Source organism: Variovorax sp. LjRoot130, from assembly GCF_964253755.1.
Classification (GTDB): Bacteria; Pseudomonadota; Gammaproteobacteria; order Burkholderiales; family Burkholderiaceae_C; genus Variovorax.
In genome coordinates this window covers 5,479,232-5,500,463 of sequence record NZ_CAXURM020000001.1, presented here as the reverse complement: position 1 = coordinate 5,500,463, position 21,232 = coordinate 5,479,232, and the positions used below count along the sequence as shown (strand labels likewise).

The window sequence follows — 21,232 nt, the reverse complement described above, 5'->3', positions numbered from 1 at the left end:
TTAGTTCTGTTAGTTAGAACTGTCAAGCGCCCTTCAAGGAGACAAGCCCGATGACAAGTCCCGATGTCCTCATCAGCGAGGTCGGCCCGCGCGACGGCTTGCAGTCCGTCAAGGCGACGATGCCCACGGCGGACAAGCTGCGCTGGATCGATGCCCTGTACGCCGCCGGCGTGCGCGAGATCGAAGTCGCTTCCTTCGTGCCGGCCCGCCTGCTGCCGCAGATGGCCGACGCTGCCGAGGTGGTGCGCCACGCCGTCACGCTGCCCGGCCTCACGGTGATGGCCTTGGTGCCCAATCGCAAGGGCGCCAAAGCCGCGCTCGCGGCGGGCGTGCACAAGCTCACGATGCCGGTGTCGGCCAGCGCCGCGCATTCGCTGGCCAACGTGCGCAAGACGCGCGAAGAGATGGTCGAAGAGGTGCGCGCCATCGCCGAACTGCGCCGCGAGATCGCGCCGCAGGTGAAACTCGAGGCCGGCATCTCGACCGCCTTCGGCTGCACGCTGCAGGGCGAGGTGCCGGAAGACGAAGTCATTTGGCTGGCCGCGCAATGCGTGGCCGCCGGCGCCGACGAATCGGGGCTCTCCGATACGGTCGGCTATGCCAACCCGGCGCAGGTGCGCCATCTCTTCAGGCGCCTGCGCGCCGAGCTCGGCGACAAGGCCGGCGCCGCCCACATGCACAACACGCGCGGCCTGGGCCTGGCCAACTGCCTCGCGGCCTACGAGGAGGGCGTGCGCACTTTCGATGCCTCGCTCGGCGGCCTCGGCGGCTGTCCCTATGCGCCCGGCGCATCCGGCAACGTCGTCACCGAAGACCTGGTCTTCATGTTCGAGGCCATGGGCGTCGCCACCGGCATCGACATCGAAAAACTCATCGCGGCGCGCGCGCCGCTCATGGCCGGCCTGCCGGGCGAGCCGGTCTACGGCATGACGCCCGAGGCCGGCCTGCCCAAGGGATTCATTCAAGGAAAAGCACATGTCTGAAAGCACCGCTCCCCTGCCGTACGAAGGCGTCCGTGTCGTCGAATTCACCCACATGGTGATGGGCCCTACCTGCGGCATGCTGCTGGCCGATCTCGGCGCCGAGGTCATCAAGGTCGAGCCGATCGAAGGCGATGCCACGCGGCGCCTGCTGGGCTCCGGCGCCGGCTTCTTCCCGACCTTCAACCGCAACAAGAAGAGCATCGCGCTCGACCTCAAGAAGCCCGAGGGCGTCGAGGCTGCGCTGCGCCTCGTCGCCACCGCCGACATCGTGAGCGAGAACTTCAAGCCCGGCACGATGAAGAAGCTGGGGCTGGACTACGAGAGCCTGAAGCAGCTCAACCCGCGCCTGATCTACGTGAGCCACAAGGGCTTCCTGCCCGGCCCCTACGACCATCGCACCGCGCTCGACGAGGTGGTGCAGATGATGGGCGGCCTGGCCTACATGACCGGCCGCATCGGCGACCCGCTGCGCGCCGGCACCAGCGTCAACGACATCATGGGCGGCATGTTCGGCGCCATCGGCGCGATGGCGGCGCTGCGCCAGCGCGAGCAGACCGGCCGTGGCTGCGAGGTGCAGTCGGCGCTGTTCGAGAACAACATCTTCCTGGTCGCGCAGCACATGATGCAGTTCGCCGCTACCGGCAAAGCGGCCGACCCGATGCCCAGCCGCATCTCGGCCTGGGCCGTGTACGACGTCTTCACCGTCAAGGACGGCGAGCAGATATTCCTGGCCGCCGTCAGCGACAAGCAGTGGACCATCTTCTGCAAGGCCTTCGGCCTCGAGGAGATGCTGGCCGATCCGCGTTTGAAGACCAACAACGACCGCGTGCTCGCGCGCGACTGGATGATGCCGATGCTGCGCTCGCACCTGGCGGGCCACAGCGCGGCCGAACTGAGCGCCGTGTTCGAGAAGAACGAGCTGCCCTTCGCGCCCATCACCAAGCCGCAGGAGCTGTTCGACGATCCGCACCTCAACGCCACCGGCGGCCTGGCGCCGATCCGCATGAACGACGGCAGCACCTCGAAGGTGCCGCTGATGCCCTTCACGCTCGGCGGTGAACGCCCGGGCATCCGCATCCAGCCGCCGCTGCTCGGCGAGCACACGAACGCGCTGCTGAAGGAGGTCGGCTACAGCGACGCGCAGATCGCCGAACTGAAGACGCAGAACATCGCCACCGGAGACTGAACCCATGGCTTCCATCCCACGCCGCGCGCTGCTCGCCTGCGCCGCGACCCTCGCCGTCCTGCCCGCGATGGCCCAGTCCGCCTGGCCCGACAAGCCGGTGCGTCTGGTCGTGCCCTACGCACCCGGCGGCACCACCGACTACGCCGCGCGCCAGATCGCGCAGAAGCTCACGGAGCAGACCGGCAAGTCCTTCTATGTCGAGAACAAGGCCGGTGCCAGCGGCACCATCGGCTCCGACATGGTGGCCAAGGCGCCGGCGGACGGCAGCAGCTTCCTGGTCAACGACACCACCTACGCGATGCTGCCGCACCTGTTCAAGAAGCTGCCGTGGGACCACGCGAGCGGCCTGGTGCCGGTCACCACCATCGTCGATGCGCCGCTGGTGCTGGTGGTCGGCGCCGCCTCGCCCTACAAGACGGTGCAGGACCTGGTCGATGCCGCGCGCAAGAGTCCCGACAAGCTCACCTTCGGCTCCGGCGGCGTCGGCAGCTCCACCCATCTGGGCGGCGAGCTCTTCAAGCAGCACGGCAAGCTGGCTCTCACGCACGTGCCTTACAAGGGCGCGGGCGAGGCGATGCTGGGCGTGGTGTCGGGCCAGGTCGACGTGCTGGTCACCGCCGCGCCCACGGCCATCCCGCAGGTCAAGGGCGGCAAGGTGCGCGCGCTGCTGGTCACCTCGCCGAAACGGCTCGACGCACTGGCCGATGTGCCGACCAGTGCCGAGGCCGGCATGAGGGCCTTCAACGCCACCAACTGGTTCGGCATCGCCGCGCCCAAGGGCACGCCGCAGCCAATCATCGACAAGCTGCAGGCCGAGGTGAAGAAGGCGTTGGCCTCGCCCGAGCTGGTCAAGCGCTTCGCCGAGCAGGGCGCGGCGCCCGGCGGCATGGCGGTGGCCGAGTTCCAGAACTACGTGAAGAGCCAGACGCAGGACTGGGGTGCGGTCATCAAGGCCGCCGGCGTGCAGCCGGAGTGAGCGGGCCATGTGGAGCCTGAGCTTCAAGCCGCCGGAAATCATCCAGGCCCGCGTGCTGACGCGGCTGCCCGATGCATTGCGACAGCCGCGCCGCACCGACTGGGTCGATGCCAACAAGCCCGGCCATGTGATGGACAGCTTCCTCGAAGGGCCGGTGTTCGACCGGGCCGGCAATCTGTACGTCACCGACATTCCCTACGGCCGCATCTTCCGCATCACGCCGGTGCTCGACTGGCAACTGGTCGTGCAGTACGAAGGCTGGCCCAACGGCGTGGCGATCCATGCCGACGGCAGCCTCTGGATCGCCGACTACCGGCGCGGCATCCTGAAGCTCGATGCGGCAAGCGGAGCGATCGAGCCCGTGCTTGCGCACCGCAACAGCGAGTCCTTCAAGGGGGTGAACGACCTGACGTTCGATAGCGATGGCCGTCTCTTCTTCACCGACCAGGGCCAGACCGGCCTGCACGATCCCACGGGCCGCGTCTATCGCCTCGGCACCGATGGCAAGCTGGATCTGCTGCTCTCCAACGCGCCCAGCCCCAACGGCATCGCCGTGAGCGAAGACGGCAAGCTGCTCTTCGTCGCCGTCACGCGCGGTAACCAGGTGTGGCGCGCGCCGCTCCTGCCCGACGGCAGCATCTCGAAGATGGGCGCCTTCCAGAGCTTCTTCGGCACCAGCGGACCCGACGGCCTGGCGCTCGCGGACGACGGCAGCCTGGTGGTGGCGCATGCGAGCCTGGGCGGTGCCTTCGTACTCAATGCGCGCGGCGAGATCACGCATTTCGTGCGCAGTCCGGGCGGCCAGACCGTTACCAATGTGGCGTTCAGGCCGGGAACACGGGAGCTGGTGATGACCGAATCGGCGACCGGGACCGTGCTGTCGGCCGAGCTGCCCGTGGCGGGCGTGCCGCTGTTCTCCCACCGGTCCTAGCCTATGCGGGCCCTGCCCCCTCAGGCCGTCATCAGCGGCGGCCAGTTGTGGGTTTCGCCGCGCCCCTCGCGGCACCACGCATACAGCGCGTCATACATCACCAAACCGTGGCGCAGCATCTCGTGGTCGTCGGCAAACATGCGGGACAGACCGAGCGAGATGGCGTACAGCCCCGCCGACTGCGGCGTGAGGTCCGGCCGCGAGGTGTCGGCGCCGCGAACGATGGCGGCCAGCTGCAGCAGCGACGGCTCGTCCAGGCGGTACTTCGTCAGGAAGGCGTCGAAGCTGCACAGCTCGCCGACATGGCTCATCTCCACCCCTGGGATGTCGTAGGGCGTGGCGCCGGTGTCCGCCGCGATGCGCAGCACCTCCGGCGCCGGCACGTAGAGGAACTCGGCCTCGCGGTCGATGAAGCGCAGGATCAACCAGGGGCAGGCAATGCGGTCGATCTTCGGGCGTTCGCGGGTCACCCACTTCATGATGTCGCTCCTTGCTTGCCGGGCTTGGCGGCGAGTGGTCGCCCGGCGCTCTGCCAGCCGTCGATACCGCCGCGCAGGTAGCGCGCCTGCAGGCCCGCGGCGCGCAGGCGCATCGCCGTCGAGCGCCCCACCTCGTGGCCGTAGACGCAGTAGACGACCACCTCGCGGTCGGTGGGCAATTCGCCGGCCCAATGGCCGACATCGGCCGGGTCGCGCCAACGGGCGCCGGGAATCATCGATGCCGCCTGTTCGAACACGCCGGCGCGACGCACGTCGAGCAGCAAGGCGTCCGCGACCTCGTCCTGGCGCGCACCGAAGGGCTCGCTCGCCGCATGCACGGCCTCCTGGTAGCGCTCGTACACCGGATTCCAGTCGATGGCGGCGATGAACGCTTCGATGTCTTCCTGCTTGTCGACGGCCAGGATCGGTATGCCGTCGCCGCCGGGCGCCTGCTGATTGACGAGCGTGCCCTCGCGCGACTGGAACATCAGCAGCACGGAGTTCGAAGCGCCACCGGGCGTTCTGGCCATCGCGATGAACTCCTCGCGCCAACGCTCGACGCTGCCGAAATTGGCGGCCAGGGCCAGCGTCATCGGTGGGGGCAGGACGGATGCATCCATGGAACTCTCCTCAGGGGAAAAGCAGCGGCCTGCCCAACGTGACGGCGAGCCCCGCCAGTGCGCAGGCGCCGAGCAGCGGCATCACGCCGAGCTTGAAGCGGAACAGGGCGATGGCCGCGGCCACGACGATGACGGCGGAGACGAGATCGAAGCGGCCGCCGAAGCCCTGCGGCCACAGCACGTGGTACGCGAAGAACAGTGCGAGATTCAGGATCACGCCCACCACCGCCGCGGTGATCGCGGACAGTGGCGCGGTGAAGCCCAGCTTGCCGTGGGTCGACTCGACCAGTGGCCCGCCCGCCAGGATGAAGATAAAGGAGGGCAGGAAGGTGAAGAAGGTGACGACCGTGGCAGCCAGTGCCCCGCCGAGGAACAGCGCATCGGGTCCCAGCACCTGCTTCGCCCATCCGCCGACGAAGCCCACGAAGGCCACCACCATGATCAGCGGGCCCGGGGTCGTCTCGCCCAGGGCCAGGCCGTCGATCATCTGCGCGCCGCTGAGCCAATGGTGCTGTTCGACCGCGCCCTGGTAGACATAGGGCAGCACCGCGTAGGCGCCGCCGAAAGTCAGCAGCGCCGCCTTGGTGAAGAACCAGCCCATCTGCGTCAACGTGCCCTGCAGGCCTTGGATGGCGACGAGCGCGCCCATCGCGAGCGCCCACGCGCCCAGCCCGACGGCCAGCAGCTTCGCCAGGTGGCTGCGCGAGAAGCGCGCGTGTGCCGGCGTCGGCGTGTCGTCGTCGATCAGCGCCGGTCCGTAGCTCTGCTGTTGGCTGCCGTGGCCGCCGCCGAGCGCGAACACCGCGGGCGCCCGGCGCGCGCCGAAGTGCCCGATCAGCCCGGCCGCGAGGACGATGGCCGGGAAAGGCGTGTCGAAAGCGAAGATGGCCACGAAGGCCGCCGCCGCGATGCCCCACATCCAGGGGTTCTTGAGCGCGCGCGTGCCGATGCGGTGCGCCGCGTGCAGCACCAGCGCCGTCACGGCCGGCTTGATGCCGTAGAAGATGCCGGCCACCACCGGCACGTCGCCGAAGCGCAGGTAGATCCACGACAGCGCGATCAGGATGAAGAGCGAGGGCAGCACGAACAAGGCGCCGGCGACGATGCCGCCCCAGGTGCGGTGCATGAGCCAGCCGATGTAGGTGGCCAACTGCTGGGCCTCCGGACCGGGCAGCAGCATGCAGTAGTTGAGCGCGTGCAGAAATCGCTTCTCGCTGATCCAGCGCCGGCGCTCGACCAGCTCGGTGTGCATGATCGCGATCTGCCCCGCCGGCCCGCCGAAGCTGATGAAGCCGAGCTTGAGCCAGAAGCGGAAGGCCTCGCCGAAGCTGACGGGGTCGGGCGTGGCGATCGCCTCGCCCGTTTTCTCCAAAGTGGCGCTCACGAAGATGCTCCCGGCGCCGCATACAGCGCATCGAATACGGCCGCCGCGGCGGCGATCAGCTTGTCGTCCTTGGCGTGCACTTCGCGCAGGCCGCCCAGTACCGCTTCCAGCCCGGCCGCTTCGGGCACGGGGATGCCGCCGACGTCGAGATAGTGCACCGCACCGGCGACGCGCTGCAGCCTCGGATCGGATTCCAGGCCGAAGCTCGCGGCCATCACTTCGAAGGTGACGCGCGTCCCGACGTGGGTGAAGCGCGCGCCGTCGTAGTCGAAGCCGATGGCGCCGCGCGGCGTGCGAACCGGGGCGCGGGCCCCGTCCAGCCAGACGAACTCGGCCGCCGGGTCGATGAAACGCCGCACCAGCCAGGCGCAGGCCAGCCGGTCCGCCCACGGGCGCGCGCGGGTGGCCCAGCGCTTGCCCTGGAACCGGGCCCGATCCAGTCGCTCGATGCCGTCGTTCGGGCGCGGCTGCGGTTCGCCCTTGGAGAACCTGGCGTCGAGCGTGCGCCGCAGCGCCAGCAGTTCGGACTCGGCCTGTTCGGCGGCCGGGCCGGGGTAGTAATCGATGCCGCGCAAGGCCTGCAGCGCGTCGGCCACGCCGCGCAGCCGGCGCCTGGCCTCGGTTTCGGCCAGGCCTTCGAGTTCGAGCTGCAGCGCCGTCGCGGTTTCGCGCCACTGCGCATAGGCATCGGTGCGATCGAACTGCGCCAGCACCTCGACGCGCTGGGCTTCGTCGCGCGGCGCGAGCGTCATCACCGACGCCGTGCCGCCGTGCTCGCGCACCTCGGCGGCCAGGGACTCCAGGATCGATGCGTGCGCGTCGGGCAGCAGGTAGGCGCCGTCGCGCAGCGCCGCGCACCCCAGCGCCTTGAGCGCCCGCCAGATGCGCAGGCGCACCGCGTTCGGCTGGGTCGGAAGGGTGACGATCAGGATGGCCCACATGGTGAGTAGCATACGCTACAAACAATGTAGTATCAATATCAAAATTCGGAGCTGGGTGGTGGCGCCGGCAGCGCATGCATCATTGACGCCCCGCCATGGACAGACTCAAGCAACTCGAATCCTTCGTCGCTATCGCCACCCGCGGCAGCCTGACGGCCGCGGCCAAGGCCGAGGGCGTGGCGCCGGCGATCATGGGCCGGCGCCTGGATGCGCTGGAGGAGCGCCTGGGCGTCAAGCTCCTGCTGCGCACCACGCGCCGCATCACGCTCACGCACGAGGGCAGCGCCTTCCTCGAGGACTGCCAGCGCCTGCTGGTCGAGCTCGCGAACGCCGAGGCCAGCGTGAGCGCCGGCGGCGTCAAGGCCGCCGGCCATCTGCGCGTGACGGCACCGGCGGGCTTCGGCCGGCGCCATGTCGCGCCGCTGGTGCCTCGCTTCCACGAGCTGCATCCGGAGGTCACGATCTCGCTCAACCTCAGCGACCGCGTGATCGACGTGGCAGGCGAGAGCTACGACTGCGCGGTGCGCGTGGGCGATCTGCCGGACTCCTCGCTGGTGAGCCTGCGCCTGGCCGACAACCGGCGCCGCTGCGTCGCCACGCCCGAGTTCGTGCGTCGGCACGGCGCGCCGCGGCATCCGGGCGAGCTGGCGCGCTTCGCCTGCCTCAGCCTGTCGAGCGATGCCTCGCAGACCCGCGGCTGGGCCTTCCGCGTGCCGACCGTGGGCGGCGAGCACGAAGTGATCTACCTCAAGCCGACCGGCCCGCTCGATTGCTCCGACGGCCAGGTGCTGCACGACTGGTGCCTGGCCGGCCACGGCATCGCCTGGCGCAGCACCTGGGAGGTGGAGGCCGAGATCGACGCCGGCCTGCTGGTGCCGCTGCTCGACGAGTTCGCGGCGCCGCCCAACGGCATCTACGCGGTATTCCCGCAACGCAAGCATCTGCCGCTGCGCGTGCGGCTGTGGCTCGATTTTCTGAAGGCGCAGTATGCGCGGCCGGAGTTCTGGGGCGGCACAATCGCTGCGCAGTCGAAACAACAGGAAAAACCACGATGACCCTCGAAGCGATCCTTGCCTCCCTGCACATCCTGGCCATCCTCACGATGGTGGTCTTCATCTCGAGCGAAGCCGCGCTGTGCCGCGTGCAGTGGCTCAACGCCGCGGTGGTCGAGCGCCTCGCCAAGGTCGACATGGTCTACGGCTTCTCCGCCATCGCCGTGCTCGCGACCGGCGTCGCGCGCACCTGGTGGGGCATGAAGGGCACCACCTGGTACTGGACCAATCCGCTGCTGCACGTGAAGCTCACCCTCTTCATCATCATCGGCGTGATCTCGATCTTCCCGACGCTGACCTACTTCCGCTGGCGCAAGGCGGTGCGTTCCACCGGCACCCTGCCGAGCGAGGCCGAGATCAAGAAGACCCGGCGGCTGGTGATGATCCAGGCGCACCTGCTCGTGCTGATCCCGCTGGTCGCCGTGTTCCTGGCACGCGGCTTCGGCGCGCGGAGCTAGCCCGCATGAAGCCGGCCTACGTCAAGGCGCTGTTCGCCGGCACCATCTTCACCAGCGCCTTCCTGCTGTTCCTGGTGCAGCCGCTGATCGCCAAGCAGATCCTGCCGTGGTTCGGCGGCTCGGCCGCGGTGTGGTCGGTGTGCATGGTGTTCTTCCAGGTGGTGCTGCTGGCGGGCTACGCCTACTCGGACTGGATCACGCGCCGGCTGAGCGTGCGCGCGCAGGCGCGGCTGCACGTCGCGCTGCTGCTCGCGAGCCTGGCTTTCCTGCCGATCGTGACCAGCGCGCGCTGGAAACCGACCGGTGCCGAAGATCCGACCTGGTGGATCCTCGGCCTGTTGATGGGCACCATCGGCCTGCCGTACTTCCTGCTCTCCACCACCGGGCCACTGGTGCAGTCCTGGGTCGCGCGCACGCCCTGGGGTGCGCAAGTCTACCGCTACTTCTCGCTGTCGAACCTGGCCTCGCTGGTCTCGCTCTTGAGCTACCCGGTGCTGATCGAACCGCGCAGTACGGTGCTTCAGCAGAGCTATGGATGGTCATGGGGATACGGTCTCTTCGCCGTGCTGTGCAGCGCCACCACGCTCTATGTCTCGCGCCGCTGGGCCGCGAGCACGGTCGTGCCCGCCTCGAAGGTCGATCGCGCCACCGTCGTGCCCGACGCGCCGCCGCGCACCGCCGACTACCTGCTGTGGCTGGCGCTGCCGGCGCTCGCGTCCTGGCTGCTGCTGGCGGTCACCAACCACATCACGCAGAACGTGGCGTCCATCCCCTTCCTGTGGGTGCTGCCGCTGTCGGTGTACCTGCTGACCTTCGTGCTGACCTTCGAGAGCGACCGCTGGTACCGCCGCGGCGTGGTGCTGCCGGCGGCGGCGGTCATGCTGGTGCTCTGCGCCTTCGGGCTGCAGGACAACATCGGTTCGAACGTCAAGACCGGGCTGCCGATCTATGTCGCCGGCCTGTTCGTCTTGTGCATGTTCCTGCACGGCGAGATGGCGCGGCTGCGCCCGGGCGCGCGTTACCTCACGCGCTTCTATCTCATGCTGTCGCTCGGCGGTGCCGCAGGCGGCGTGACGGTGGGGCTGGTGGCGCCGCACGTGCTGCCGGCCTACTACGAGCTGGGCATCGGCCTGGTGCTCGTCGCGCTCGCCGGCGTGGCGCTGCTGCGCACCCGGCGCATCCTGGTGTTTTCGACGCTGGCGCTCGCCGCCTGCTGCGCGTGGTTCCTTGTGCTGCAGGTGCGCCACGACGTGACCGGCGCGCGGCGCATGGTCCGCAATTTCTACGGCACGGTGATCACGTTCGACTCGCACCGCGCCGATCCGGCCGATGACGTGCGCCAGATGTACCACGGCTCGGTCAAGCACGGCGAGCAATACCTGGCGCCCGCGCGCAGGCGCGAGCCGACGGCCTACTACGGCCCCGACTCCGGCATCGGGCGGGCGATCGCCGCGGCGCCGCTGCGGCCGCGGCGCGTCGGTGTGATCGGGCTCGGTGCCGGCACGCTCGCGGCCTACGGCCGGGCCGGCGACGTCTACCGCTTCTATGAGATCGATCCGCAGGTGTACAAGCTAGCGGACACCGAGTTCAGCTTCCTCGCCGACAGCGCCGCGCGCATCGAACGCGTGACTGGCGACGGGCGGCTGGCGCTCGAGCGCGACAGCCCGCAGGCCTTCGACGTGCTGGCGGTCGATGCGTTTTCGGGCGGCGCGGTGCCCGTCCACCTGCTCACTGCCGAGGCCATCGATGTCTATCTGCGGCACATGCAGCCGGGCGGCGTGATCGTCTTCAACGTCACCAACCGCTACATCGCGCTGGCCCCGGTGATCCAGAAGATCGCAGACTCCAAGGGCCTGCACGGGGCGCTGGTTCACGACGAGGCGGAGAGCACCCCGTTTCGCGCCACCGACTACGTGCTGGTCGCGCGCGATCCGCAGGCGCTGATGCGCCATCCGATTCGCGGCGCGACCTCTGCGCCCGAGCCGATTGCGAGCCTCGAGCCCTGGACCGACGATTTCAACAATCTCTTCAGCGTGCTGAAGTAGGGTCCGGGTCCGAGAACGCCTGCATGACGATCAAGGGGTTCTCGCGAGGCGCGGCCGGCATGCGGCCGGCCTACGTCAAGGCACTGTTCGCCGGCACCATCTTCGCCAGTGCCTTCCTGCTGTTCCTGGTCCAGCCACTGATCGCCAAGCAGATCCTGCCCTGGTTCGGCGGCTCGGCCGCGGTGTGGTCGATCTGCATGGTGTTCTTCCAGGTCGTGCTGCTGGCAGGTTATGCCTACTCGGACTGGATCACGCGCCGGCTCGGCGTGCGCGCGCAGGCGCGGCTGCATGTCGCGCTGCTGCTCGCGAGCCTCGTCTTCCTGCCGATCGTGACCAGCGTGCGCTGGAAGCCGACCGGTACCGAAGACCCGACGCTGTGGATCCTCGGCCTGCTCGTCGGCACCATCGGCCTGCCGTACTTCCTGCTCTCCACCACCGGGCCGCTGGTGCAGTCCTGGGTGGCGCGCACGCCCTGGGGCGCGCAGGTCTACCGCTACTTCTCGCTCTCGAACCTGGCCTCGCTGGTCTCGCTCCTGTGCTATCCGCTTTTGATCGAACCGCGCAGCACACTGCTGCACCAGGCCTGGGGCTGGTCGGTGGCTTACGCCGTCTTCGTGCTGCTGTGTGCGAGCACCACCTTGTACATGGCGCGGAACTGGACCACGGCCACGCAGGCCGCGCCCGCGTCCGCGCCGGCCGCTGCGCCGGCCGCGAAGCCGCGCGGCACTGACTACCTGCTCTGGCTCGCGCTGCCGGCGCTCGGTTCGTGGCTGCTGCTCGCCATCACCAACCACATCACGCAGAACGTGGCGTCCATCCCCTTCCTGTGGGTGCTGCCGCTGTCGGTCTACCTGCTGACCTTCGTGCTCACCTTCGAGAGTGACCGCTGGTACCGCCGCCGCGTGTTCCTGCCGCTGGCCGCAGCGATGCTCCTGCTGTGCGCCTTCGGGTTGCAGCACCGCATCGGCACCAACATCAAGACCGCGCTGCCGATCTACGTCGTCGGCCTGTTCGCCCTGTGCATGTTCCTGCATGGAGAGATGGCCCGCATGCGTCCCGCGGCGGCCTGGCTCACGCGCTTCTACCTGATGCTCTCGCTCGGCGGCGCCATCGGCGGCGTGAGCGTGGGGCTCGTCGCACCGCATGTCTTGCCGGCCTACTACGAGCTGGGGCTCGGCCTGGTCCTGTGCGCGCTGGTTGCTGCCGCGCTGTGGCGCCGCAAGCGCGTCGGCCTCGCGGCCTCGCTGGCGCTGGCCGGTTGCTGCGCCTGGTTCTTCGTGCAGCAGGTGAAGAGCGATGCGGTCGGCATTTTTCGCATGGAGCGCAATTTCTACGGCGCGCTGCTCACCACGGAAACGCGCAGCGGTGCGAAGGGCGCGATGCGCAAGCTCTATCACGGCTCGATCAAGCACGGCGAGCAGTACCTCGCGCCCGCATTGCGCCGCGAGCCAACGACTTACTACGGGCCCACCTCAGGTATCGGACGCGCGATCGCCGCCGCGCCGGCGGGCCCGCGCCGCGTCGGGCTGATCGGCCTCGGCGCCGGCACCCTGGCGGTCTACGGCCGGCCGGGCGATGTCTACCGCTTCTATGAGATCAACCCGCTGGTCTTCGAGCTGGCCGATCGCGAGTTCAGCTTCCTGGCCGACAGTGCGGCGCGCATCGAGCGGGTGCTGGGCGATGCTCGGCTCGCGCTGGAGCGCGAGAGCCCGCAACGATTCGACGTGCTCGCGGTCGATGCCTTCTCGGGCGACTCGATACCCGTTCACCTGATCACGGCAGAGGCGATGGATGTCTATCTGCGCCACATGCAGCCCGGCGGCGTGATCGCCTTCCATGTGAGCAATCGCTACCTGGCCCTGGCGCCGGTGGTCGACAAGATCGCGCGCGCCAAGGGCCTGCACGCGGCGCTGGTGGTGGACCAGCCAGACAAATCGACGAGCCTGCACGAGACCGACTGGGTGCTGGTGTCGCGCGACCCGCAGGCCTTGGTGCGCGACCCGATCCGCGGCGCCACTTCCGTCCTCAAGCCGATCCCGGGCCAGAAGCCCTGGACCGACGACTTCAACGACCTCTTCAGTGTGCTGAAGTAAGAAAAGTGCTGCGGTCTTCCCTCGATTGGCGGCACTAGGTCACACGAGGAGAAGTTATCGACGGTCCTTTGGCCGGCGTTGCGCCTTGCCGCCGGTATAACCCGCCGGCGGCAATCCACTCCCGCTACTTCGACCTGGCCTCCCAATGAAAACAACCAAAAGCGGGATGCGGCTGCGTCGTACCCAGATGTTCCTGATCTTCGCGGCCTTCGCCGCTGCCGCGCCTGCCGTTCAGGCCGACGACGAGGCTGGCAGCAGCGGACCCCGATTTGCCATTTCCCGCTTCGCCGTGGAGGGCAACAGCCTGCTGTCCGGCGCAGAGGTCGATGGCCTGCTGGCTCCTTTTGCCGGCCCGGCGCGCAACTTCGGCGACGTGCGGCGCGCGGTGGAAGCGCTGCAGCAAGCGTACCGCCGGCGCGGCTACAGCGTGGTCCTCGTGCAATTGCCCGAGCAGGAGCTCGCCCAGGGCGTGGTGCGCGTCAAGGTGATCGAGCCGCGCGTCGGCCGCGTCGCGGTGGAAGGCAACAAGACCTTCTCGACCGCCAACATCCGCGCCAGCCTGCCGGCACTGAAGGAAGGCGCCACGCCCAACATCCGCGACGTTTCGGCGAGCCTGAAAGTGGCCAACACCAATCCCGCCAAGCAGATCACGCTGGCGCTGCAGGCTGCCGAGCAGCCCGACGAGGTCGACGCCGTGGTCCGCGTGGTCGAAGACAAGCCGTGGCGCATCGGGATCGCCGCCGACAACACCGGCAACGCCGAGATCGGCCGCACGCGCCTGAGCACGCTCTACCAGCATGCCAACCTCTGGGACCTGGACCACGTGGCGAGCCTGCAGTACATCACGTCGGCCGAAAAGCCGTCGAAGCTGAGCGTGTTCGGTGCGGGCTACCACGTGCCGCTGTATGCGCTGGGCGATTCGCTGGATTTCTTCGCCAGCCATTCGGACGTGAACTCCGGCATGCTGACGGCCGGCGTGCTGAACCTGCAGGTCAGCGGCAAGGGAACGGTCCTGGGCACGCGCTACAACCACAACCTGCCGCAGTGGGGCGACCTGAGCTCCACGCTGATCTACGGCGTCGACTGGCGGACCTACAAGAACGACATCGACCTCGAGGGCGCCCAGCTGGGCGGCGAGGTCACGGTCCATCCGCTGTCGCTCGGCTATTCCGGCCAATGGGCCCTGCCCGCCGCCATGCTCGGGGTCCAGCTCATCGGCCTGCAGAACATCCCCGGCGGGTCGAACGGCCGCAGCGAGGATTTCGCCCGCCAGCGCGCCGGTGCCTCGGCCAGCTACCGCATCCTGCGCTACGGCGCGGCCTACAGCCGGCGGCTGGCGGACGATTGGCAGCTGCGCCTGCAGTTCAACGGCCAGGCCACCCGTTCGGCACTCGTCTCCGGCGAGCAGTTCGGCGCCGGCGGCGCCGGTTCGGTGCGGGGCTTCCAGGAGCGCGAGGTCGCCGGCGACAAGGGCCAGTTCGCCAACGTGGAAATCCAGACGCCCAATTGGTGCCCGGCCACGGCTGCCATCGTCGTGCAATGCCGCGCGCTGGCCTTCGTCGACGCTGCCAGCGTGTCGCGCAACAAGGCGCTGCCCGGCGAAGAGCAGCGCACGTCCATCTCCAGCGCGGGCCTGGGGCTGCGCTTCGCCATGGACCGGCGCGCCAGCCTGCAGGTGGATTACGCCCGCGTGATCGACGGCGGCGGCTTGCGCGCGTCCGGCGACAGCCGGGTGCACGTCGCCCTGTCGCTTTCCTACTGACCTGACCCGAGGGATGAAAAAAATGAAAACAACCCACGCACGAACTGCACAGGGCTTGCTGGCAGCCGCGCTCATGCTCGCCGGCACGGGCGGGGCTGTAGCCCAGACCGTCGTCCACGGCCAGGCCAGCTTCCAGCAGCTGGGCAATGTCCGCGCGATCACCAACACCCCGGGAACCATCATCCAGTGGCCCGGGTTTTCGATCGCGGCCGGCGAGGTCACGCGCTTCATCCAGCAGAGCCCCACCAGCACGGTGCTCAACCGCATCACGGGCCAGGAGCCTTCGCTGATCCTGGGCGCGCTGCAGTCGAACGGCCGCGTCTTCCTGGTCAACCCCAACGGCGTTGTGTTCGGCGCCGGTTCGCGGGTGGACGTGAACGGGCTGGTGGCCTCCAGCCTGGCGATCTCCAACAGCGATTTCCTGGCCGGCAGGATGAACTTCAATGCCGGCCCCGTGGCGGGCCGCGTCGCCAACCAGGGCCGGATCTCGACGCCGGAAGGCGGCCACGTGATCCTGATCGCGCCGGACGTCCAGAACAGCGGCCTCATCCATTCGCCCGGCGGGGACGTGGTGCTGGCTGCGGGGCGCAGCGTGAAGCTGGCCGACAGCGCCAACCCGGCCCTGCACGTCGTGGTCAGCGCGCCGCAGGACCAGGCCGTCAACCTGGGCGAGATCGTGGCGCAAAGCGGGCGCATCGGCATCTACGGCAACCTGGTCAACCAGCGCGGCCTGGTCAGCGCCGACAGCGCGACGGTGGGCGCCGGCGGGCAGATCGTGTTCAAGGCAAGCGGCGACTTGCTGCTGGAGGGCGGCAGCCTGACCAGCGCCACCGGCGCCGGCACCGGCGGCACCATCCATCTCCTGGGTGAGCGCGTGGGGCTGACGGGCAACGCGCGCGTCGATGCCAGCGGCGAGGCCGGCGGCGGCACCGTGCTGGCCGGCGGCGACTATCGCGGCCAGAACCCCGCCATCGCCAATGCCCAGCAGCTCTACGTTTCCGGCGACGCCAGCATCCGCGCCGACGCCATCGAATCCGGCAACGGCGGCAAGGTGATCGCCTGGTCCGACGGCACCACGCGCGTCTACGGCAGCATCAGCGCCCGCGGCGGCGCTCGCTCGGGCGACGGCGGTTTCATCGAGACCTCGGGCCACACGCTGGACATGCGGGGCCGCGTCGATACGCGCGCGCCGAACGGCCGCACCGGCACCCTGCTGCTGGACCCGACCAACATCTACATCGCGAACGACCAGGCCAGCGCCACCGTCGCGGGCATGGTGGGCACCGATAGCTCGGCCGCCACCTTCGTCGCCACCGGCGCCGTGAGCGACTCGCTGCTGACCGTCGGCGCGCTGCAGGCCGCGCTCGCCAGCAGCATGGTGGTGGTCACCACCGACAACGCGGCGGGCACGGGCGCCGGCATCATCCAGGTGGTCGACGCCGTGACGTGGACCAGCGACACGAGCCTGGCGCTGTATGCCGCCGCGGGCATCAACATCAATGGGGCCATCACCGGCGGGCCCGGCAGCCGGCTCGAACTGCGCACCGCTGCGGGCGACATCAACCAGACGGCGCCCATCACCGTGGTGACGCTGTCGGCCCGCGCGGACACCGGATCGGTCAACCTCACCCACGCGGGCAACCAGGTGCAGCAGATGGCCGGCTTTGCCGGCGGGGCCGGCGGATTCAATTTCCGCGGCAACAACACGCCCTTGATCATCGGCATTGCCGGCCCCGAAACCGGCATCACTTCGCTGGGCAGCGGCCCCATCAACATCGACGTCGCCGGCAACCTCACGCTGCAAAGCCCCGTCAGTTCGCAGGCGGGCAACATCGTGCTGACCTCCGCGGCCACCTTCGACAACCAGTCCACCGTAGATTCGATCAGCGGCCGCGTGACGGCGCAGGGCATCGTGCTGCGCCCCTCGCTGGCCGATTGCATGGCCGACACGGCGCTGACAGGCTGCGCCGCGGTGCTGCCGACCCTCGCGGCCTGCCAGGAAAATCCGGCCACCGCCGGCTGCTCGGTCGTGTTGCCGCCGCCTGCGCCGCCCCTGTCACCTGCGCCTGCGCCAGCGCTCCCCACGCTGAGCGCATGTATCGCCGACCCGGCCATGGACGGCTGTACCGCCGTGCTGCCCAGCCTGGCCGCCTGTACCAGCACGCCCAGCATGCCCGGATGCAGCGTGATCCTGCCGAGCCTCGGCACCTGCACGGCCGTGCCCACGCGGTCGGGGTGTTCTGCCGTGCTGCCAACGTTGTCGCAATGCATCAGTGCACCCAGCACGACGGGTTGCTCCGCCGTGCTGCCGAACCTCGCCGCTTGCACCGCGACCCCTGCACTGATGGGCTGCTCGGTCGTGCTGCCACCTGTGCAGACCACCCTCTCGTCAACGCCCCTCACCCAGGCCGTGAACACGACCGTCGACATCATCAACACCGTCAGCACCACGGTGTCTCAGCCGGTCGTCAAGTCGGAATCCAAGAAAGAAGCGACCAAGGAAGAAACAAAGGAAGCGGCGAGCGACACGGTCGGCGCCAAGAACGAGCCGACCAAGAAGATGTACTGCAACTAACCGGGGCCGACCATGAACCTCCAATTCCCTGTCCTCGCATCCTTCCTGGCCGCGCTGTCGCTCTGCGCAGCGCAAGCCCACGCCGGCACGCCGGTCGCGCAGGTGACGCAGCTGAGCGGCTTCGTCATGGCCGTCAAGGCCGATGGCGTGCTGAAAGTGCTGTCGCCGCAATCCGTAATCGACGTGGGCGACACCCTGACGAGCGAGCAGGACACCTACGTTCGCATCGGCCTGGCCGACGGCCGCCAGGCCGTGCTGGGCCCCAAGACCCGGCTGAAGATCGCCAGTGCCGCCACGCTCGAGCTGGCCGCCGGTCAGCTGCAGGTGGTCGCAAGCGCAACCCCCGGCGCCGGCCGCCTGGCCATCGAGGCCGGCGAAACCACCGTCGATGCCGGCGCAGGCAGTTTCAATCTCTTCTACCGGCCGGATCCGGCCGTCGCCCTGGCGCGGCGCGCTTATGCGCAAGCCAGCCTGGCCTCGGCCGCCAGCCCGGTGCGAAGCGATGCGGGGACAGCCTTGCCCGTCTGGGAGAGGGTCGCGCAGGTCCAGATCCCCTCCGTGCCGCGCGCACCTTCCGTGCCGGGCGCGCTCGCGCCAGGCCTGTATGTGCAGGTGATCGACGGCTTGATCAACGTGTCGAACAAGGGAGGGTCGCAACAATTCTCGGCCGGGCAGTTTGGCTTCACACCCTCCGTCGTACAGCCGCCGGTGGTATTGCCCACCAACCCCGGGCTCAAATTCACCCCGCCGCCGGTGTTTTCATCCTCGGCCTCCAGCAACACCAGAGGCACCAGCGGCACGAAGAGCAACACCGTCGATTGCGAAGTGCGCTGACCGCAAAGAAAAAGCCCCGTCAGGCCGAAGCCTGCGGGGCCTTTTCTTTGCTGGGTTGCGGCTTCGCTCAGGCAGCCGGCTTGGCGGAGAGGCATTCCTTCATGAAGGCCTTGCGCTCGTCGCCCTTCAGGGCCTTGGCCTTGGGGTCGGCATTGCAGCTCTTCATCTTGTCCTGCTGCGTCACCGGCTTGGCCGAGAGGCAGGTCTTCATGAAGGCCTTGCGCTCGTCGCCCTTCTTGTCGCCGGCGTCCTTGTTGCAAGTCGCCATCTTGCTTTGCTGGGCCGTGGGGGCCTTGTCCTGCGCGTGCGCGACGCCGATGGAGAGACAGGCGGCCACGGCAAACAGGGAGAGAAGCTTCTTCATGGTGTAGGTGTCCTCAAGGGTGGTTGTGACAGGAGCCCCGGCCGGGGCCGCCCATGCTAACGGCCCGAGGCAACGCCTGGATGACCATGGCCGGCCGGGGCCGGGTTTGCCCCCGGTAAAATCCCGCGATGCTATTGGTCAAACAGGAGCTGCTCGCGGCGCTCGCGAACACGCTCGAATCCTTCTCGCCCGGCGCCGGCGCCAAAGCCGCGTTCGAATCGCCCAAGGTCGCGGCGCATGGCGATTTCGCAAGCACCGCGGCGATGCAGCTCGCCAAGCCCCTGGCGCGCAAGCCGCGCGAACTGGCCGAGGACATCAGCGCCGCGCTCCAGGCCACCCCGGCCTTCGCGCAGTGGGTCGATGCCATCGAGATCGCCGGCCCCGGCTTCTTGAACATCCGCCTCAAGACCGCTGCCAAGCAGCAGGTGGTGCGCGAGGTGTTGGCCGCGGGCGAGGCCTTCGGCCGCCAGGCCGCGCGCAGCGATCGCGTGCTGGTCGAGTTCGTCTCCGCCAACCCGACCGGCCCGCTGCATGTGGGCCACGGCCGCCAGGCCGCGCTCGGCGACGCGATCTGCAACCTGCTCGCCTCGCAGGGCGCGCAGGTCTGGCGCGAGTTCTATTACAACGACGCGGGCGTGCAGATCCAGACGCTCGCCACCAGCACCCAGCTGCGCGCCAAGGGCTTCAAGCCCGGCGATGCCGAATGGCCCGAGCAGGCCTACAACGGCGAATACATCGCCGACATCGCCGAAGACTTCAAGGCGAAGAAGACCGTGCGCTCGGACGACCGCGAATACACCGCGAGCGGCGACGTCGACGACATCGACTCGATCCGCCAGTTCGCCGTGGCCTACCTGCGCCACGAGCAGGACCTGGACCTGAAGGCCTTCCAGGTCCGCTTCGACAACTACTACCTCGAATCGAGCCTCTACACCAGCGGCCGGGTCGAGGCGACGGTGAAGCGGCTCATCGAGGCCGGCAAGACCTACGAGCAGGACGGCGCCCTGTGGCTGAAGTCGACCGACTACGGCGACGACAAGGACCGCGTGATGCGCAAGAGCGACGGCAGCTACACCTACTTCGTGCCCGACGTCGCCTATCACATCGCCAAGTGGGAGCGCGGCTTCGGCGAGGTGGTCAACATCCAGGGCACCGACCACCACGGCACGATCGCGCGCGTGCGCGCCGGCCTGCAGGCCGCGAACGTCGGCATCCCGGCCGGCTATCCCGAGTACGTGCTGCACACCATGGTGCGCGTGATGCGCGGCGGCGAAGAGGTCAAGATCAGCAAGCGCGCCGGCAGCTACGTGACGCTGCGCGACCTGATCGAGTGGACCAGCACCGACGCCGTGCGCTTCTTCCTCCTGAGCCGCAAGCCCGACACCGAATACACCTTCGACATCGACCTCGCGCTGGCGCAGAACAACGACAACCCGGTCTACTACGTGCAGTACGCGCATGCGCGCATCTGCTCGGTGCTGGCGGCCTGGGGCGGCGATGCGGCCGCGCTGGCGGATGTCGAGCTCGCGCCGCTGCAAAGCCCGGCCGCGCAGGCGCTGCTGCTGCTGCTGGCCAGGTACCCCGACATGCTCGCGGCCGCGGCCAAGGATTTTGCGCCACACGACGTCACCTTCTACCTGCGCGAACTGGCTGCCTGCTACCACAGCTACTACGACGCCGAGCGCATCCTGGTGGACGAGGAGCCGGTCAAGCGGGCCCGCCTGTCGCTGGTCGCGGCCACCGCGCAGGTGCTGCACAATGGGCTGGCAATTCTCGGCGTGAGCGCGCCGCGCAAGATGTGATTTCGAACCATGACTAAAAGACAGAGCGGCAACATCGTCATTGGGTTGATCGTCGGCCTGGTGCTGGGGCTGGGCGTGGCGCTGGGCATCGCGGTCTATGTGACCAAGGTGCCGATCCCCTTCATGACCAAGACCCAGCGCGGCGGCCCCGAGCAAGACGAAGCCGAGGCGCGCAAGAACCGCGACTGGGACCCCAACGGCCCGCTCGCCGGCAAGGCAGGCGCCGCCCGCCCGCAGGCACCCGCGACGCCCGCACCGCCCCAGCCTGCCACGGCGGGGGCGCCCACGCCGCCGACCGCGCCGGCGCCCGTGGTGGTGCCACCCGGCGCGCAGCAGCAACAGCCACAGCGCGCCGGACGGCCGCCCCTGCCGGCCGAAGCCAACGCGGTGCCGCCATCGAACGACCCGATCGGCGATCTCGCGCGGGCACGTTCGGGTGCCAGCCCCGGCGCCACCACCGCCGCCGCGGCGCCCAGCGCCAGCACCGATCCTTTCATGTATTTCGTCCAGGCCGGCGCCTTCCGCACCCCCGAGGACGCCGAGGCGCAGCGCGCCAAGCTTTCGCTGATGGGCGTGGAAGCGCGCATCACCGAGCGCGAGCAGGCCGGCCGCACCGTCTACCGCGTGCGCGCGGGGCCTTTCAACAAGAAGGAAGATGCGGACCGGCTCAAGGAGCGGCTCGACGGCGGTGGCCTCGAATCTGCCTTGGTGCGCGTCCAGCGCTGAGCCTTCATCCATACTCAAGCT

General features: G+C 68.9%; 18 protein-coding genes. 13 read left to right on the top strand and 5 right to left on the bottom strand.

The annotated features are described in order from the left end of the window. Nucleotides 1–50 precede the first annotated feature (50 nt). Genes ACSQ86_RS27250 through ACSQ86_RS27235 form a run of 4 tightly spaced genes read left to right on the top strand, consistent with a single transcriptional unit; the run spans nucleotide 51 to nucleotide 4,076 of the window. Nucleotides 51–983, top strand: a complete 933-nt coding sequence (locus ACSQ86_RS27250) for a hydroxymethylglutaryl-CoA lyase (protein WP_436309994.1) — start codon at nucleotides 51–53, stop codon at nucleotides 981–983. Further along, nucleotides 976–2,169 (top strand): CaiB/BaiF CoA transferase family protein, encoded by a 1,194-nt coding sequence (locus ACSQ86_RS27245; protein WP_436309993.1) that lies wholly within the window; start codon nucleotides 976–978, stop codon nucleotides 2,167–2,169. The genes ACSQ86_RS27250 and ACSQ86_RS27245 overlap by 8 nt, the downstream gene beginning before the upstream one ends. A gap of 4 nt (nucleotides 2,170–2,173) precedes the next feature. Continuing rightward, nucleotides 2,174–3,145, top strand: a complete 972-nt coding sequence (locus tag ACSQ86_RS27240; protein WP_436309992.1) for a Bug family tripartite tricarboxylate transporter substrate binding protein — start codon at nucleotides 2,174–2,176, stop codon at nucleotides 3,143–3,145. 7 nt (nucleotides 3,146–3,152) lie between these two features. Beyond that, nucleotides 3,153–4,076, top strand: a complete 924-nt coding sequence (locus ACSQ86_RS27235; RefSeq protein ID WP_436309991.1) for an SMP-30/gluconolactonase/LRE family protein — start codon at nucleotides 3,153–3,155, stop codon at nucleotides 4,074–4,076. Nucleotides 4,077–4,096: 20 nt separating this feature from the next. Here ACSQ86_RS27235 and ACSQ86_RS27230 read toward each other — a convergent pair whose 3' ends face one another. Genes ACSQ86_RS27230 through ACSQ86_RS27215 form a run of 4 tightly spaced genes read right to left on the bottom strand, consistent with a single transcriptional unit; the run spans nucleotide 4,097 to nucleotide 7,500 of the window. Then, nucleotides 4,097–4,555 carry a chromate resistance protein ChrB domain-containing protein gene (locus ACSQ86_RS27230; protein ID WP_436305863.1) on the bottom strand — a complete coding sequence of 153 codons (459 nt, stop codon included), beginning with the start codon at nucleotides 4,553–4,555 and terminating at the stop codon, nucleotides 4,097–4,099. After that, entirely contained in the window at nucleotides 4,552–5,175 is a 624-nt protein-coding gene (locus tag ACSQ86_RS27225; RefSeq protein ID WP_436309990.1) for a rhodanese-like domain-containing protein, read from the bottom strand. Before ACSQ86_RS27225 ends, ACSQ86_RS27230 begins: the two co-directional genes overlap by 4 nt. A gap of 10 nt (nucleotides 5,176–5,185) precedes the next feature. Further along, on the bottom strand, nucleotides 5,186–6,559 hold the full coding sequence (gene chrA, locus ACSQ86_RS27220) for a chromate efflux transporter (RefSeq protein ID WP_436309989.1): 1,374 nt from the start codon (nucleotides 6,557–6,559) through the stop codon (nucleotides 5,186–5,188). Continuing rightward, nucleotides 6,556–7,500 (bottom strand): chromate resistance protein ChrB domain-containing protein, encoded by a 945-nt coding sequence (locus tag ACSQ86_RS27215; RefSeq protein WP_436309988.1) that lies wholly within the window; start codon nucleotides 7,498–7,500, stop codon nucleotides 6,556–6,558. The genes chrA and ACSQ86_RS27215 overlap by 4 nt, the downstream gene beginning before the upstream one ends. A gap of 95 nt (nucleotides 7,501–7,595) precedes the next feature. Between ACSQ86_RS27215 and ACSQ86_RS27210 the strand changes: the two genes are divergently transcribed. The 7 genes from ACSQ86_RS27210 (at nucleotide 7,596) to ACSQ86_RS27180 (ending at nucleotide 18,319) form a co-directional block, all read left to right on the top strand. Next, nucleotides 7,596–8,555, top strand: a complete 960-nt coding sequence (locus tag ACSQ86_RS27210; RefSeq protein ID WP_436305859.1) for a LysR family transcriptional regulator — start codon at nucleotides 7,596–7,598, stop codon at nucleotides 8,553–8,555. After that, nucleotides 8,552–9,010, top strand: coding sequence for a DUF2214 family protein (locus tag ACSQ86_RS27205; protein WP_436305858.1), 459 nt, complete (start codon nucleotides 8,552–8,554; stop codon nucleotides 9,008–9,010). Before ACSQ86_RS27210 ends, ACSQ86_RS27205 begins: the two co-directional genes overlap by 4 nt. A gap of 5 nt (nucleotides 9,011–9,015) precedes the next feature. Beyond that, on the top strand, nucleotides 9,016–11,055 hold the full coding sequence (locus ACSQ86_RS27200; protein WP_436309987.1) for a spermidine synthase: 2,040 nt from the start codon (nucleotides 9,016–9,018) through the stop codon (nucleotides 11,053–11,055). A gap of 23 nt (nucleotides 11,056–11,078) precedes the next feature. After that, a complete protein-coding gene (locus ACSQ86_RS27195; protein ID WP_436309986.1) occupies nucleotides 11,079–13,148 on the top strand; it encodes a spermidine synthase in 2,070 nt (689 codons plus the stop codon). Nucleotides 13,149–13,293: 145 nt separating this feature from the next. Beyond that, nucleotides 13,294–14,910: a ShlB/FhaC/HecB family hemolysin secretion/activation protein gene (locus ACSQ86_RS27190; protein ID WP_436305855.1), complete on the top strand. Its 1,617-nt coding sequence runs from the start codon at nucleotides 13,294–13,296 to the stop codon at nucleotides 14,908–14,910. Between the two features lie 22 nt (nucleotides 14,911–14,932). Continuing rightward, a complete protein-coding gene (locus ACSQ86_RS27185) occupies nucleotides 14,933–17,485 on the top strand; it encodes a two-partner secretion domain-containing protein (RefSeq protein WP_436309985.1) in 2,553 nt (850 codons plus the stop codon). A gap of 12 nt (nucleotides 17,486–17,497) precedes the next feature. Continuing rightward, complete coding sequence (locus tag ACSQ86_RS27180; protein WP_436305853.1) at nucleotides 17,498–18,319, top strand: hypothetical protein; 822 nt, start codon at nucleotides 17,498–17,500, stop codon at nucleotides 18,317–18,319. Between the two features lie 67 nt (nucleotides 18,320–18,386). Here ACSQ86_RS27180 and ACSQ86_RS27175 read toward each other — a convergent pair whose 3' ends face one another. Continuing rightward, a complete protein-coding gene (locus ACSQ86_RS27175; protein ID WP_093109987.1) occupies nucleotides 18,387–18,683 on the bottom strand; it encodes a PsiF family protein in 297 nt (98 codons plus the stop codon). A 128-nt stretch (nucleotides 18,684–18,811) separates the two neighbouring features. On the opposite strand from ACSQ86_RS27175, the gene argS reads away from it, so the two are divergent. Together argS and ACSQ86_RS27165 are read left to right on the top strand one after the other, a co-directional pair. Further along, nucleotides 18,812–20,485, top strand: a complete 1,674-nt coding sequence (argS, locus tag ACSQ86_RS27170; RefSeq protein WP_436309984.1) for an arginine--tRNA ligase — start codon at nucleotides 18,812–18,814, stop codon at nucleotides 20,483–20,485. A 9-nt stretch (nucleotides 20,486–20,494) separates the two neighbouring features. Beyond that, nucleotides 20,495–21,211, top strand: a complete 717-nt coding sequence (locus ACSQ86_RS27165; protein ID WP_436292170.1) for an SPOR domain-containing protein — start codon at nucleotides 20,495–20,497, stop codon at nucleotides 21,209–21,211. Nucleotides 21,212–21,232: the final 21 nt, after the last annotated feature.